Source organism: Photobacterium sp. Hal280 (assembly GCF_037162255.1).
In the GTDB taxonomy this organism is placed as follows: Bacteria; Pseudomonadota; Gammaproteobacteria; order Enterobacterales; family Vibrionaceae; genus Photobacterium.
Genome location: NZ_JARLUO010000001.1, coordinates 109,530 through 124,123 on the forward strand (window position 1 = coordinate 109,530; position 14,594 = coordinate 124,123).

A 14,594-nucleotide genomic window follows, 5' to 3' on the forward strand; every position below is an offset into this window, starting at 1 on the left:
CTGTTTTCTGATTGGATAGTATGCCTGCCCCACTCATTACCCTTATGAATATAGTGATTCATAACTTAATCGTTACTTAACCGTCACCATTATTATAGTAACCAATGTATTTTACGGGTGATAATTTCGTTGCAGACTATTAACGAGGTGAATTATTCTGTGGTAATTTTTTGCTTTCTGGTATGAAATTGTCATCAGAGAAGAGGGGTCAAATCTCAATGAGGCTGGGATGAGTGGCTTCGTAATAGGAGAGATCTTCGGTGATTCTGTTGACACGTGTGGCATCCGGCTTGACGCGGACAAAGGTAAGACCGGCACGTTCAAGGACTTTTCCCGGTTTGGGATCGAGACGCCTGTGCTGAGCAAATATTCTGCTGAGTTTCAGATCAAAAAAACCAAAATCGACTAATCGGCGGGCAGCTTCGGCACAATAGCCCTGACCCCAGAATGGAACACCTAACCAGAACCCTAACTGCGCATTGTGCTGTTTGATATTGTGCAAGCCTATGCATCCGATTAATTGCTCTGTGTCCTTCAGTGTAATGGCAAAGATGGCCAGCGTACCATTGTCCCAACCAGCTAATGATCGGCCGATCCACTGTCCGGCCATGCCAGAATCATACGGGTAAGGCACATTCGTGGTTCCCAGAGCAATTTCAGGATCACCTGCCAGCTTTTGAATCAACGGTGCATCGGCAAGCTGTAACGGACGCAGCAACAAACGTTCCGTCGTTAAAGTTGGTTGTCTCACCTGAGCTTCTCCAGCCTGATCATTGAAAGAGAAACTATATTAACCCTGTTTCATTACCGTTTATTTTATCTGGATCAAACAAATGCCAGTTATCCGATCATCGTGTGTGGCCCGGGGGACCGAACAGGCAGTATAAACGTGATTTGAATGACAGGTTGGGGGCCAGTGCGCGACTGAAAATGTGTTGCCAGTGATGGAAGGTTGCCTGGATCGGCCGCCAGCCGGTGACATCTTCCCGAACGCCATAGCGTATGACGATACTGTCTTGCTCAGGTACGAAAGTGCCAAAGAGTTTATCCCAGATAATCAGCACCCCAGCAAAGTTCTTATCAATATACTCAGGGTTGCGGGCATGATGTACACGGTGGTGAGACGGGGTATTGAAGATGCGTTCCAGCCAACCTAATCGTTTGATCACTCTGGTATGCACAAAAAACTGGAATCCCAAATTAACAGAGACGACCAGAAGGACTGTTGCTGGTGGATAACCGATTAAAATGAGTGGCAGCCAAAAGATCCACATACCCGAAACCGGATAAGTCAGGCTTTGTCTGAATGCGGTGGTGAAGTTCATGTGCTGAGAAGAATGATGGACGATGTGTGACGCCCATAACCAGTTGATATGGTGCGAAGCCCGGTGAAACCAGTAGTAGCAGAAATCTTGCAGCAGAAATGCCAGTGCCACAGTGGCCAGGGACATTTGGATATCGAACAGGCGATACTGATAAAGCCAGAGGAAAAAGGCATCAGCAATAAGGTGGCGATGAGATCGGCACTCTGATGAAGACCTGCCAGGGTGAGGTTACACGCCAGTTCTTTCCAGTGATAGTCCTGGCTGTTTTCCCGGCGTAAACGCCTGTACTCCCATAGCATTGAGATAAAAAACAGCGGACTGATGGCCAGTAATATCAGCACTTCCATTTGCTTTCACCATGCTGGGCAAGATTGACCAGCGCTTTTCGGATGCTTTTCTCCAGTATGAGTTTGATCAGCCAGCCGGTGCCTTTAATTTTGGGGGAAAAGCTGATGCGGTACTGAATGTTACTTGTGCCAGCATTCAGGCTGTGCACCTGAATCCATCCGCCATGCTCAACAACGGGGCCACCGCTGATAATACGATAGTGCAGGTGTTCATTTTCTTTGTAGTCAATGATCTTTTCATCAAAGGTAAAAGGGCCAGCCGAGACTCTGCGTATGGCGCCAATGCCGTTTGGTTTGGGTTTACCGCTTCTTATCAGATGGTAAGAACCATCAAAAAATCGCCCCAGGTTCTGATGATCTGTTAATAACTCAAACAAGACTTTTCTCGGTGCCTGGGCAGATTGTTCTATTGTGATTGTGTGCGCTGGCATGATACGCCCCTGTTAATTTAGTAACATTATGTTAACAGTGAATGAGTATCTGTCAAATGGGAAAATATTGATAGAAAGCTTATTTTTCAATGTGTTCTGAGCAATCTCAGTCTGATCTGCTCAGAACATTGCTCAAGTATGGTGCAAAATCACACGAATTGATGTTGTGAATTTGTAGTAAATTGTTAAGGGGTTGATTCACAACACTTTGTAACTCTGATGTGTAACGTATGAGAAAAATGTGAGCATAAACTCACAAAAAAGGTCAAAAATGGTATTGAAAAATGTGTCAGACACTCTTATATTGATTTTTGTTGATGTGGACTAGATGGTGATAACTCTGAAAAAGCGTTGGAAAACCGAACCTCGAGTGAGGTAACTGAATCTAAGGTTAACGTTCCCCAAACGTCAAAAAGATCAGTGTCGGAACAGAACATTCAGTAACAATCCATCTCGCTTCATGTTTATTATTCTCCAGAATCTGAGCATAAAGGACACAACAGTTTTGTTGATTATGCCGATCAGTATTCGTCATTGGAGATAGTAACGTTAACGATACTTCAATGTCATTCATCTGTAATGAGTCTTTGAGTAAAGTTAAACGGATTAGGTAGCAAAGGTTTTTTAGTAATACTTGGCTTGTTATCTATGTTTTATCGAGAGGTGAATTATGACAAATAAAAGCCGTAGACAATGGTTCTATTATCAATCACAGTCTTCTAAGTCAAAACTGAAAAGTAAATGAACGCACTTGGTGCGAAAACGACGAAAAAGATAAAAATCAGATTGATAATATAAAAAAGTAAGTGAAGTTAGCCAGAGACACTCATCATGTGTTTCTGGCTTAAATGTTTTTGTCAGGTGAAAAAAATTATTTCAGCGCGCAGCTGATTGTATATGTCTATGCTATTGATAGATATTCCCGCCAACGCGTAATGTTTCCGGAATGGATTTCAACTGAATACCCCCTAAATAAATATCACCTTTTACCGTGATATTGGGAGGAAGCTCAGTAATCTTGGTATGAGCCAGATAGAGATCACCGCCGACTGACAGGTAGGGAGGCAATCGCGTAATTGGCATGCCAATCAAGCTTAAATCGCCTGGTATCTTAAGATACGGACTCAGCCGGGTAATTCGGGTGTGGGCCAGATTGAGATATCCCGCCACTTCCAGCTTTTTAGGCAGTGAAACAATGTTGCTATAGGCCAGATTGAGATTCCCATCCACGCGAACAACGCCGGGTAAATAGTTGATATCACTATTTTCGAGATTCAGGTTACCTTTCACGTGAAGCGGGTTGGGCAGGGTGATGCTCCGTGAATGCCGCAGCGATACGTTACCGTAACTGTCGGTATAATTAAGCAGCTTGATTTCTGAAATGAACTGGTTCGCGGCAACGGCCTGACTGAATATCAGGAAAAAGCTCAGAACCGCTAACAGAGAAAATGGCTGGCGTTGCTTCAACATACTTATCACGACACATGCATGTAATCATTCTATTCCTGACGAATTGTAATCCGTACCAGAAGAAAAGACAGCACTCGCTGATGAAATGGGAGTAGTATCACCAAACGATCAGAATAAAATATGCGATGACATAACTATCAACGCATATTTGAATCCGGGTATCGTTATTTATCAAATTGCTTGATCAAGACTGACGTGTCTGCGCGGTTAAAACCTCTTTCCTGAAGTTTCGCGTATTCAGCATCAACCTGACGTGCGAGCGGAAGCGGAACAGACAGTTTATCGGCGGCATCGAAACAGATAGACAAATCTTTTCGCATCCAGTCGATGGCAAAACCGAAATCAAATTTATCTTCCGCCATGGTGACGGCGCGGTTTTCCATTTGCCATGAACCCGCCGCACCATGCTTCAGAACATTGGTCATTTTCTCAATATCTAATCCCGCAGCTTTCGCAAGCGTAATGGCTTCAGATAAGCCCTGAAGAATACCGGTAATGCAGATTTGGTTCGCCATTTTGGTGATTTGACCGAATCCGACATCGCCCATCAGGGTCGAGGCTTTCGCATACGTGTTGAAAATAGGCTGGGCTGATTGAAACGCTTCTTCGCTGCCGCCGACCATGATGGTCAGACAGCCATTTACAGCGCCTGCCTCACCCCCAGAGACGGGCGCATCGATGAAGGTGGCAGATGCACGGTTTGCCGCTTCTGCCATTTCACGGGCAACATCGGCAGAGGCGGTTGTGTGATCCACCAGTAAGGTGCCCGGACGTATGGTTGACAGGATCCCCTGTTCTCCACAGTAGACTTCACGGATATCGTTATCATTGCCGACACAGGTCAGGACAACATCGGCCTCTTGTGCGGCCTCTGCCGGCGTCAGCGCAAGCTTACCCGGGTAAGTGTGAAGCCATCTCTCTGCTGTAGCTGTCGTGCGGTTGTACACCACGACCTTATATCCCGCAGTGGCTAAGTGCCCGGCCATAGGGAAACCCATAGTGCCTAATCCGATGAAAGCGATAGTTTTGTTGGTCATTCCTGCGCATCCTGTTGCATTGTTATCTTGGCATGGTTATCTGGCGGGAATGATATCACAGAGGTTCGGTGGGAATGGCTGCAAATAGCCATATCGAGCCGGATTTTTTACTCGATATGGCCATGGTATGAAGAATTATCGCGGAGCCAGTGAGCGGGATTTAAGATCGAATATCAGTTTTTCAGCACTGCATTCAAACTGCAGACTGGCGGTCATCGCGGTTTCGTCGTCACTGTAGCGCGTCTGGCATTGCACCTGGTTATTGACGCTTCTTGCTAATGCCAGGTAAGGCGCAAACTCTGCCTCTATCGCGTCTTTGCCTGAACCATGAAATGAAAGCGTTGAGACATCGTCTCCTTCGCGGATGAGAAAGCCAATTTCAGCCGCGACACCACAAGCTTCACAAGGCGCTTCAGTATGTTGTAAATCAGCCATCGTGTTTCCTTTACTAAAAAAGATTCTGTGAATGAGTGTATCTCCGGACAGGCGAATGCGCCATCGGAGTCAGTGGTCATCGCTTGTCACAGATCAAGGTAAGCTCAGGAAATGCGTAAAATGCCAGGTGGTGATGAAAAGGGGAGTCATGTCGGGGGAACAGGGGATCTGACTGGCCTGACAGCCAGACCAGTCAGTCCAGTGGTTATCTTTCTTCGAAGCGCTCGGCCAGTGCTTCAAAGTCGTCGACTTTAGACCTGAGTCCTGCGCTTGATTCCTCGACCAGCAGTAACTCTTTAAAGTTCTGCTCAGATGCTGCAGCGATCGAGTGAATGTGCTGGCGGGTATGGTCGGTGAGTTGAACCTGGCCCTCGGCCGCCTGGGCCATCTTACGGATCAACAGACTCATTTCTGCCATGTTGGCTTCCATGGTTTTCAGGCTTTCAGAACCTTCAGCGGCTGTTGATACACACTGATTGGTCTGATCGCGGTTGCATTCAATCACAGAGCGCCACTCGTTAATGGTATTCAACATGTGCTCAATACTGTTTTGGATCTGCTCTGTCGCCGTCTGAGTTCGTGAGGACAAAGCCCGGACTTCATCGGCCACCACAGCAAAACCACGGCCATGCTCACCGGCACGAGCAGCTTCAATCGCCGCATTTAAGGCCAGCAGGTTCGTCTGATCGGCAATGCCGCGAATTTCATCCATCACTGAGCTGACTTTCGCCGCTTCGTTACTTAATTGCAATGTCGTGGCCGTTGCCTGCTCTGCTTGTGCAGACAGCGTTTGCAGATTTTTCTGAGTGTTATTTAACTGCTCTCGGGTCTGGTCACTGTAATTTTGGGTGTTCAGTAACAATTGCTCCGATTGATCAGCATGCTGGTTGACCGTTTGTGCTGAGTCAGTCATGTCATCCAGAGCGTTGGCGACATTGCGGATATTGTCGTTCTGATGTCGGATCGCCTGATTAACACGAGTGGCTGTTTCACTCAGCTCTTCAGCAAGTTCCTGAAGCGGGTGGGCGGCATCTTTCATTCGGCCTAAAACAGTACGAATTCTTGCTGAGGCCATTTTGAGGTGATAATCCGCGACAGAAAACGCACTGTCGCCGGAAAAAATCAACCGGCTGATACTGTCATAACTCTGTTTCAGGTCATTTAACTGTTGCGGCGTCTGAAACAGTTCCTGACGGAAGAAAAGCAGCAGCACCAGAAGCGGAAGCAGCGGCAGTAGCGCGGCGAACGAGAATCCGCCCTGCACCAGACTATAAATCACTGGCAGCAGCATCGCGGCAGCCAAGAAGCCGTAACGCAAAGAAACCGGCAGCGAAAGCGATACACTGGTTTTGCCTTCACGCTGGCGTAATGTTTTGTAAGCCTGACTGGCGGTTTTGATCATGTCGGGGGTGGGTTTTACCCGTACCGATTGGTAACCCACGATTTTACTGTGTTCGTAAATAGGCGTGACGTAAGCATCGACCCAATAATAACCGCCATTCTTGGTCTTGTTCTTGACGATCCCCCGCCAGGCGTTCCCTTTTTTCAAGTGCAACCACATATCGCCAAAGGCAGCTTTGGGCATATCGGCATGGCGGATCACGTTATGCGGTTTACCCAGTAATTCGTCCTCGGTATAACCGGCAACCTGACAGAAGCAGGGGTTGCAATAAATGATATTGCCTTTGAGATCAGTGGCTGAAACGAGTTGTTCGCCTGCTGGGAAGGTGACTTCACCGTCCTTCATGGTGTGAATGGATATAGCGGACACGTATAACCCTTGTTTTAATAAGATTTTTTATCTGCGAATAAGAGCATAGATGCATTGGGTTTATCAATACTTGGATAGTGAAATACGCTATAACCGCACAAAAAATAATGGATAACAAGGTTAACAATAAGCAGCCGTATGCAGTGTTTAATCTTGCGTCGCCGGTACAGGCAGAAACAGGTGTTCATGCCGCCCCTTCGGGATGGGGGCTGGCCTGATCCGTTTGGGATACCTTTACGCAAAATTAACTATATTTATAGTGATAAGAATCTTGGCAGGTGGTGCAAGCATATCCACTTGTTCGATAGATCTGTTCTCTTTAAGACGTTGAGAGGGTTTGATTATGGTTCTGTCTGAATGCCGGGAAATGTTAATGAAGCACACTTTGGTGGAAGCTCGGCTCGTCCACGATTTTCTCAGTGCGGGCTGGAGTGTGAATTTTAAAGATGAAGCCGGGAATGATTATCCGCTGACAGATGTTTACGGGATACCCTGCAGTTATGATTCGCTGAAGCAGGCGCAGGATGCCGTCCATGAAGCAGGTGACTGCCCTGTTAAAGTTGACAGTCTTTTTCATTTTTCAGAGCGGTAAAGCTGAGTCGTCAAAAGTCACTCGGTGATTGATTGAGTTATTCTGTCGTGCCAGTCCTTGTCATTCTGCGACGGATAATCAGCGCCTGTAACCACCAACAGGGCCGTTTCAGGTGATCAAGAGGAGTCTGGTTGGACCTGACTCTTCTTGCATGAAAAAGAACGATCGTGCTTTAATCAGCTTCTTGTAACGGAAGGAAGTGTCATGAGCAAAGGGCGGGTCACCCGGGAACACATATTGAGAACGGCATTTGATCTGGCCAGCCGTGATGGTTTGGACAGCCTGACTGTCGGGCAACTGGCGAAGGCATCCGGGATGTCAAAAAGCGGGCTGTTTGCACATTTCAACTCAAAAGAGAATTTACAGGTCTCTGTATTGCAGTTTGCCGGCGAGTACTTTGCTCAGCATGTTATCCAGCCGGCACGCCTTGCTGGCTGGGAGTCAGTCGAAGAAAAAATCAGGTTATTGTTGCAGAACTGGTTAGCCTGGAATCATTCCTTTCAGGGCAGCTGTATGTTTATCGACGCCTGGAAAGAGGGCCGTTGCAGCGATGATCCTGTTCAGCAGGAACTGGACATGATTACCCGCCGGTGGATGGACTATTTGTGCCGGCAGGTTGAGCAGGGGAAAGCATGCGGGGAGTTCCGTACAGATTTAGACACCTGGCAGTCCGTATTCCGTCTCTATGGTGCTTACCTCAGTAGTCAGCTCTTTCATTCCTTAGGTCTGGAATCTGATGGCAACCCGCGATTCTGGACGGATGTGGACCTGATACTTGCCAGTTGGCGGTCAGGCAGCGAGTCAGACTAATTTTATTAATTTCAAAAAAAGCACGTGCGTGCTTTTTTATACAGGCCAAATCATGAGTAGCAAAATTTATTTCAACACTAAGGGTGGCGTGAATGTCAGACGCCGTGCAATTAACATGGCAACCCGTGCCTATCACCGTATTGCCCCTTCTCATGCCCGCAAAACCGCGCGGAACTTGTTGTTAACGCCAGAAAGGTTCGCTGTCAAAACGCAGGCACCTGAGGGTTTGCAACAAAAAGCGATCGAGACATCCGAAGGTAAAATCATGACGTATTCCCTCGGGAGCGGCCCCACATGGCTGCTGGGGCACGGATGGTCCGGATCGGCCAGTCAGTTTTATCCCCTGATGGAACGTATTGCAGCCTCAGGCTTTACTGCGCTGGCATTTGATAATCCTGCGCACGGTGCGAGTGAAGGACAGCACGGACATTTGCCCGGGTTTGTCAAAGGGCTGGAAGCTGTATTAGAGCAAGAAGTTGATACGCTTGCCGGCGTTGTTGCGCACAGTATGGGATGCACCATGATGCTTGAGAGCAAGCACAGCAAGCTGGCCGGCGTGCCCATGCTGCTGGTCGCGCCGATCCTGAACTACAAAGATAACTTGTACCGGGTTGTTGAGGGCTCGGGTTTCTCACTGCGTTTGTTTCAGGATGTCATTCGCGACGTTGAACAGCAGTATCAGTATCCGATTGACAGTGTCGATAGTCACCAGCGTCTGGCTGGCCACCAGGGGCGTGTCGTGATTGTTCACGATACGGGCGATCGTTTTGCGTTATTTGAACAGTCGAGGAAAGCCAATGCCCTGCCGCGGGTCAGTCTGATTGAGACCAGTGGGCTGGGGCATAACCGGATTCTGAAAAGTGAGCCATTGCTCAGCGCATTTGACGCGTTGAGCAATCATCAGACGCCTGAAAGCCATTAACCTGTTTTTGCTACGACTGCCGTGGACTGGGTGTTGAGTGTTGCCACTTCAGCATCCAGTTTCGCGATGTGATTCAGCATCATTTCACGGCAACGCTCAGCTAATTCCCGGGCATCGTGCATCGTCATGTCAGACGTATCAATCGGATCGAGGTACTCGGCAATCACAGTACCGTTATCCCGCTGATTCAGGTCAATTTTGTGATGGGTACTGCTGACAACCATCGGCACGATGGGCACGCCAGCCTCAATGGCCATTCGGAATGCACCGGTTTTAAAAGGCAGCAGACCACGCCCTTTGCTTCGGGTGCCTTCGGGATACATCCATACCGACAGGTTGCGCTCGTGAATGGTATCTGCGACTTGTTTGATGGTATCGCGGGCTTTGGCCTTATTTTCTCTGTCTATCAGTATATTCCCTGTGATCCAGTACAAAGGGCCGAAGAAGGGAATCCACAACAGGCTTTTTTACCGATTGAGACGGTTCTTGGCCGAACCATGCCGGGCGAGGTCACAAAGTCAAACACGTTCTGATGATTGGAGATATAAACGGCGCGGCCAACGCCTTTGATCCGCTCTTGCCCCCTTTCAATGATGTGCACATTGAGTATTTTTCTCAGTATCTTGAACCAGCGGCTGAAAAAATAGACATGCTTCGGATCTCTGGGGCTGAAAAGACAGTACACCAGAGCAAACAAACAGGTGAAAACAATAAAAAGGGCAGCCAGTAACAGGCGAATGAAAGCGAGCACAACAACTCCTTAAAAAACACGAACTACTTTCTTAGATTAATTCAGCAGAGAAATTTAGCAAAAGTGGCAGCGCTTTTGATATGCAACAAGTCACAAAATTCAAAAGTTAACCGGTTGAAAACTAATATATAAATAGTGACCGCGCAGGTTCCGGGAATCAGGCTCTTTTTACATCTTGATATCCTTGCGATGCAATGAATGATGAGCAGACGTACTGGCCGTCGCTGACGGGTGGTTTAAGATTAACCAGGCAGCACGCCAGACAGTGCATCAGGCTGTGGCTTCATGCATAATCACTTCTTTGTGGTACTTTTTTACGCAGAGGTTGATATGGCTGGAACAAGAAAGCGTGTCGGTTATCGCCAGCAACGGCTGGTTTTGATGATCACATCAATGGTTGTTCTTAGCGTGCTTACAGGCTGCAGTACCACAACGCAAGTGCCAGCGGAAACCCGCGAAATTCATGCCGCGGTTCATCAGCGACCTCAGCCACCCCGATCCATTGCCATGAAACCGCCAACGCCCACATTTCTGGATGTATACCAAAGCTGGAAAGGCACACCTTACCGTTTAGGGGGAAGCTCCAGACGGGGAATCGACTGCTCCGCATTTGTCCAGCTGACCTATTCTGAGGTGTATCGTCATATGCTTCCCCGTACGACCGCAGAGCAGTCGCAGTTGGGCAAGGCTGTCCCTCGCACGATGGCAAAAAAAGGCGACCTGGTTTTTTCAGAACAGGGCGGCGAATGCGCCATGTTGGCATCTATTTGGGGAATAATGAGTTTCTCCATGCTTCAACATCCCAAGGGGTCGTTGTATCCAGCTTAGATACCCCTTACTGGCAACGGGCATTCTGGCAGATCCGTCGGATCCAGTAAGTTGTTCGCCTGCCTTTACAATCACCCATGAAATTTATGGGTGTGAAGTTCGCAAAATTGCCGCACCCCTTTCATACTTTGGCTGTAGGGCGTTTAGCCCGAGCGCTGGATTTCCAGGAGGTGATTTATGGCGATGGCTATGACAGTTGGGCAATTCCTCAACAGCCATAATGTGGATTTCAGTCTGACGCACCACAGGCATACCGATACATCATTCAGTTCGGCGGTCTCTGCACATGTTCCGACTTCCCAAGTGGCGAAAGCCGTTTTGCTTAAGGATCAGCAGGGCGATTACCTGATGGCCGTAGTGCCCTCTAACCGCCGGGTCATGATTGATAAAATTAATCGCATCATGGGCAAGCAGTTCTTTTTAGTGGGTGAGCATGAAATAACCCAGATCTTTCAGGACTGCGAACCTGGTGCGATCCCTTCATTGGGACAGGCTTATAAAATCAACATGCTGGTGGATGATTTACTGCTTGAACAGGATGAACTGTATATCGAATCTGGTGATCATGAAAACCTGATCCACTTGGATAACAAGCAGTTCCATAAAGTGATGCGAGATGTACCACACAGAAACATTTCAGGCTATCGGATGTTGTTTACCCAGGAGCATGACGGTCGTCATTGGGAGTGGGAATAGCTACCGGAGTGAATAGCCTGCAAATAAAGATGCGCTTACCCATGACGGAAGCGCATCTTTTTATGGGCCGGTTAATTGATGCAGTTCAGCATGAAGTTAATGATGGGATCGGTGTCCGTCTTCATGTTGAGTGCTTTGGGCAGGTACTGAGGCGGCTGCAAAATCTCTCGTTCAATCAGCTCATCAAGCAATGGTTTAAACTCGAAGCCTGTTTTACCAATGAAAAGCGAGGTCAGGTCTGTTTCTTTATGTAGTCTGAGCGCATCTTTCAAACCACGAAGATACAGATAGTCTTTGGTGAAACCACCGCCACGGTATGCACGGGTTGTAATGGTAAACGCAGTATCATTGGACAGGCCGTAATCAAACTTCAGCGTATTGAAGGTTTCATTAAAGCTGCGTTTATTGACCATCATATCGACCGCAACGACACGTAACGCCAAAGTTTTTAACCTGTGTAACGGGAAATTACCCGACAGGTGCTCGCACAGAATCGCCAGACCTTCCTGGGTATGCGTATTCCCCGGTAAGCCAAGCTGCAAGACTTTGAGCGGCTGGGCTTCGGCGTTCACGCTGGTCACCATGTGTACGCCCATTTCGTGATGAATCAGCGCAAACAGATCAGAGGGAGTGAAACGGCTGTTGAGGTTGATCTTGACGGTACGGCCACTCACCATGGCACGGGCAATCAGCTTAGTCGTGCCCTGAACTTTACAGCTGAAGCCGTAATCGTCGGCGGCTTCATTGAATGCAGTGACTGCTTCCTCTGCACTGATGGTCGCGGTTTCGGGCTCTGCATATTCTCTGGCATGCAAAATGAAGTTGGCATTCGCGATATCGCTCTCATCGGGCCGGCCATAATAGCGAAGTGAGTTGTACAAAAACTCTTCGTGGCCCAGGCTGGTCAGCAGGTCAATACGAACGGCCAGCTGATCAATGACTTTGCGGTACATCGACTGAATACCCGCATCGCGAATGTCTTCTACCGGCAGACGGTATAATTGTTCGCGAAACTTATAGGGATCCAGATCTAACTGACGGTAGGTAAACTGCGGATGATACACATCACGGTTATGTAAAAACCGGCGCTTTTCCTGTTTCAGGTTGATCGGGTTGATGTAACTGAGCGTATTCAGGCCACGGGCAAATTTGTACAGCTGGCGGTCCAGCAGAACAACTTCCTTTGGCAGTTTTGAGTCCAGCACATGGGCGTTCTGCCGTCGACGGGCAGGTTGCTGTGTACGGTTTTGCATGACAAAAGCCGCATGGCCGGTCAGCGTATCTTTTAATTCTGTTTTCAATTGCTCAATGACTAACGGATAACTTTCACCACCTGTTTCATTCATATACACCTTCTTGATCTCAATGGGTAAGATGAGGGTGCGGGAGAAATTATCTCGAACAAAAGTCGCCTGATATCCCATACCCTGAAAAACAAGATTTTCACCAGCTGTCACCGCCTGGTTCGGCAGTTGGATCTGTCCTAGCCGGGTCAGAAGATTGCTAATTTCAGCCTGCCATGCTTTGCGATCAATCTGCGCCGTCCCCAAATTAAATGTCGGACAGGGCTGTGATATGCGCTCGTGATTATATGAGTGCATGTCATATATTACACAGTAGCCGAACTTGCGCTCGAGAGACGTGATCAGTGCACGAAAAATACGGTAATAGCAGGCATGCTTTGCCAGAGAGACCTGCTTTTCAGACTCGGTTAGTTTGGCGTGCCAGACATCTTTCCCCCAGGCCTGCTGATAAATACAGGTTTCCGGACTGCGGTTCAGGTCGTACTCATATCGAGAGTCTTCACCTTGCAGCACAATCGGCAGGGAAGTGATGAAATCGCCCGTGTACGGGTCTTCCTCATAGTACCTTTCCGTTTCTGAAAGGTGGCATTTTGCCACCAGTTCAGGGCGTAACCGACTGCCGTTGTGAATGGCCGTTGCAACAATCGGCTGGTACTCGGTGATGCGAATGGTGACACTCCCGTCAGCCAGCTGTCCCTCAAAAGGAATGTGCTGCTGGATGAAGGACAGCACATCACGTTCAGTTAGTTGACGCATCTTCGATAACCTGACGGAATTTATTTTTGCGAGCGATGCTGATGTCTTTGGCTTTGACAACACTCTCGACGAAATCAATCACCTCACGCTGAAGCTTGGTGCGGTTCAGACGGTTGATACGTGTAATACCACCAGGGCTCAGTACATTGACTTCAACCAATTTGCCATTGATGACATCCAGCCCCACAAAGTAAAGGCCGTCACGCACCAGTTTCGGGCCGATATGGCGACACAGGCGTAATTCCTGCTTGGTCAGGGCGTGCTTGACTTCCTGACCACCGGCGTGAATGTTTGAGCGGACGTCATCTTTGGCCGGCACACGCTTCATCGCGCCAATCGGCTCGCCGTTCAGCATCATGATACGCACATCGCCTTTTTCTGCGCCTTCGATGTAGTCCTGCAAAATCACATAGTTGTGGTCGTCACCGATATAAAAGTCCAGCAATGAGCGCACGCTGGATTTGGCGCTTTTTTCAACCAGAATCACGCCTTTGCCGCCATAACCGTTCAGCGGCTTCATGATCATGCGATCATTGGGGTTCTCTTCCAGAACGCGCTCAAGATATTCACGGTTTTTCGACACGTGTGTCACGGGAATGAACTCGCGGTTAGGATCCGGCAAAGAAGCGGTATAGAGCTTGTTGTTGGCTACACGCAGGCCGTCGATGTCATTGAAAATGAAAGTATCGTCACGTACTGAATCCAGAAAGTTCAGCGCCATGGTATCCAGCGGCGGGTTTGCACGCATGATGATGGCGTCAAATCCTGCCAGCGGCAGTTCTGCTTTGCGAAACTCCGCTTTGCGGTAAAAGCTCGGCACATTGTTAGACACTGTCGACTTTTTAAGCACCCGACAAAAAGCGATGGCCATGCTGTCACGCATAGTCAGGTTACTCGGGGTAGTCAGAGCGACAGTATGGCCGCGACTGGCAACTTCATGGATCAAACGCAGGGTAGAGTCTGTCTCAGGCTCTACTCTGCTCCATGGGTACATAACGAAGCAAATTTTCATTTCAATTAACCAGTTTATTGCCTGGTTTATCAGGCAAAAAGAAAAGAGCCATGCGCGTTGTGCGAATGGCTCGGTAAAGCATGTTGCTATGGCGATAAATGACGGAT

At 48.3% G+C, this 14,594-nt stretch carries 12 protein-coding genes and 3 pseudogenes; 5 read left to right on the top strand and 10 right to left on the bottom strand.

Annotated features, from left to right (window positions below; all coding sequences use genetic code 11):
• Positions 1 to 208: 208 nt before the first annotated feature.
• The 7 genes and pseudogenes from P4S53_RS00515 to P4S53_RS00545 all read right to left on the bottom strand — a co-directional run bounded on the left by P4S53_RS00515 (position 209) and on the right by P4S53_RS00545 (position 6,792).
• Positions 209 to 751: a GNAT family N-acetyltransferase gene (locus P4S53_RS00515; RefSeq protein WP_337110889.1), complete on the bottom strand. Its 543-nt coding sequence runs from the start codon at positions 749 to 751 to the stop codon at positions 209 to 211.
• A gap of 97 nt (positions 752 to 848) precedes the next feature.
• Positions 849 to 1,672 (bottom strand): annotated as a pseudogene (locus P4S53_RS00520) (sterol desaturase family protein).
• Positions 1,660 to 2,103: an SRPBCC family protein gene (locus P4S53_RS00525; RefSeq protein WP_337110890.1), complete on the bottom strand. Its 444-nt coding sequence runs from the start codon at positions 2,101 to 2,103 to the stop codon at positions 1,660 to 1,662. Before P4S53_RS00525 ends, P4S53_RS00520 begins: the two are co-directional and overlap by 13 nt.
• Positions 2,104 to 3,009: 906 nt before the next feature.
• Positions 3,010 to 3,573 carry a hypothetical protein gene (locus tag P4S53_RS00530; RefSeq protein WP_337110891.1) on the bottom strand — a complete coding sequence of 188 codons (564 nt, stop codon included), beginning with the start codon at positions 3,571 to 3,573 and terminating at the stop codon, positions 3,010 to 3,012.
• Positions 3,574 to 3,737: 164 nt separating this feature from the next.
• Complete coding sequence (locus P4S53_RS00535) at positions 3,738 to 4,610, bottom strand: NAD(P)-dependent oxidoreductase (protein ID WP_337110892.1); 873 nt, start codon at positions 4,608 to 4,610, stop codon at positions 3,738 to 3,740.
• A gap of 135 nt (positions 4,611 to 4,745) precedes the next feature.
• Entirely contained in the window at positions 4,746 to 5,045 is a 300-nt protein-coding gene (locus tag P4S53_RS00540) for a DUF406 family protein (protein ID WP_337110893.1), read from the bottom strand.
• Positions 5,046 to 5,250: 205 nt separating this feature from the next.
• Positions 5,251 to 6,792 (bottom strand): methyl-accepting chemotaxis protein, encoded by a 1,542-nt coding sequence (locus P4S53_RS00545; protein WP_337112028.1) that lies wholly within the window; start codon positions 6,790 to 6,792, stop codon positions 5,251 to 5,253.
• Positions 6,793 to 7,189: 397 nt separating this feature from the next.
• On the opposite strand from P4S53_RS00545, the gene P4S53_RS00550 reads away from it, so the two are divergent.
• The 3 genes from P4S53_RS00550 to P4S53_RS00560 all read left to right on the top strand — a co-directional run bounded on the left by P4S53_RS00550 (position 7,190) and on the right by P4S53_RS00560 (position 9,140).
• On the top strand, positions 7,190 to 7,408 hold the full coding sequence (locus tag P4S53_RS00550) for a hypothetical protein (protein WP_337110894.1): 219 nt from the start codon (positions 7,190 to 7,192) through the stop codon (positions 7,406 to 7,408).
• Between the two features lie 204 nt (positions 7,409 to 7,612).
• Complete coding sequence (locus P4S53_RS00555) at positions 7,613 to 8,218, top strand: TetR/AcrR family transcriptional regulator (protein WP_337110895.1); 606 nt, start codon at positions 7,613 to 7,615, stop codon at positions 8,216 to 8,218.
• Positions 8,219 to 8,270: 52 nt separating this feature from the next.
• Complete coding sequence (locus P4S53_RS00560) at positions 8,271 to 9,140, top strand: alpha/beta fold hydrolase (RefSeq protein WP_337110896.1); 870 nt, start codon at positions 8,271 to 8,273, stop codon at positions 9,138 to 9,140.
• Here P4S53_RS00560 and P4S53_RS00565 read toward each other — a convergent pair.
• Positions 9,137 to 9,891: pseudogene (locus tag P4S53_RS00565) on the bottom strand (1-acylglycerol-3-phosphate O-acyltransferase). The gene P4S53_RS00560 and the pseudogene P4S53_RS00565 overlap by 4 nt on opposite strands.
• A gap of 507 nt (positions 9,892 to 10,398) precedes the next feature.
• On the opposite strand from P4S53_RS00565, the pseudogene P4S53_RS00570 reads away from it, so the two are divergent.
• Positions 10,399 to 10,769, top strand: a pseudogene (locus P4S53_RS00570) (NlpC/P60 family protein).
• A gap of 133 nt (positions 10,770 to 10,902) precedes the next feature.
• Positions 10,903 to 11,415, top strand: coding sequence for an aminoacyl-tRNA deacylase (locus P4S53_RS00575; protein WP_337110897.1), 513 nt, complete (start codon positions 10,903 to 10,905; stop codon positions 11,413 to 11,415).
• Positions 11,416 to 11,486: 71 nt separating this feature from the next.
• Here P4S53_RS00575 and P4S53_RS00580 read toward each other — a convergent pair whose 3' ends face one another.
• Together P4S53_RS00580 and gshB are read right to left on the bottom strand one after the other, a co-directional pair.
• Positions 11,487 to 13,475, bottom strand: coding sequence for a flavohemoglobin expression-modulating QEGLA motif protein (locus P4S53_RS00580; protein ID WP_337110898.1), 1,989 nt, complete (start codon positions 13,473 to 13,475; stop codon positions 11,487 to 11,489).
• Entirely contained in the window at positions 13,459 to 14,487 is a 1,029-nt protein-coding gene (gene gshB, locus P4S53_RS00585; RefSeq protein WP_120512984.1) for a glutathione synthase, read from the bottom strand. The genes P4S53_RS00580 and gshB overlap by 17 nt, the downstream gene beginning before the upstream one ends.
• Between the last annotated feature and the right edge of the window lie 107 nt (positions 14,488 to 14,594).

Bases quoted from the DNA above. Each gene is read 5' to 3' on its own strand.
- P4S53_RS00525 (WP_337110890.1), bottom strand. From the start codon at position 2,103: ATGCCAGCGCACACAATCACAATAGAACAATCTGCCCAGGCACCGAGA.
- P4S53_RS00530 (WP_337110891.1), bottom strand. From the start codon at position 3,573: ATGTTGAAGCAACGCCAGCCATTTTCTCTGTTAGCGGTTCTGAGCTTT.
- P4S53_RS00535 (WP_337110892.1), bottom strand. From the start codon at position 4,610: ATGACCAACAAAACTATCGCTTTCATCGGATTAGGCACTATGGGTTTC.
- P4S53_RS00540 (WP_337110893.1), bottom strand. From the start codon at position 5,045: ATGGCTGATTTACAACATACTGAAGCGCCTTGTGAAGCTTGTGGTGTC.
- P4S53_RS00545 (WP_337112028.1), bottom strand. From the start codon at position 6,792: ATGAAGGACGGTGAAGTCACCTTCCCAGCAGGCGAACAACTCGTTTCA.
- P4S53_RS00550 (WP_337110894.1), top strand. From the start codon at position 7,190: ATGAAGCACACTTTGGTGGAAGCTCGGCTCGTCCACGATTTTCTCAGT.
- P4S53_RS00555 (WP_337110895.1), top strand. From the start codon at position 7,613: ATGAGCAAAGGGCGGGTCACCCGGGAACACATATTGAGAACGGCATTT.
- P4S53_RS00560 (WP_337110896.1), top strand. From the start codon at position 8,271: ATGAGTAGCAAAATTTATTTCAACACTAAGGGTGGCGTGAATGTCAGA.
- P4S53_RS00575 (WP_337110897.1), top strand. From the start codon at position 10,903: ATGGCTATGACAGTTGGGCAATTCCTCAACAGCCATAATGTGGATTTC.
- P4S53_RS00580 (WP_337110898.1), bottom strand. From the start codon at position 13,475: ATGCGTCAACTAACTGAACGTGATGTGCTGTCCTTCATCCAGCAGCAC.
- gshB (WP_120512984.1), bottom strand. From the start codon at position 14,487: ATGAAAATTTGCTTCGTTATGTACCCATGGAGCAGAGTAGAGCCTGAG.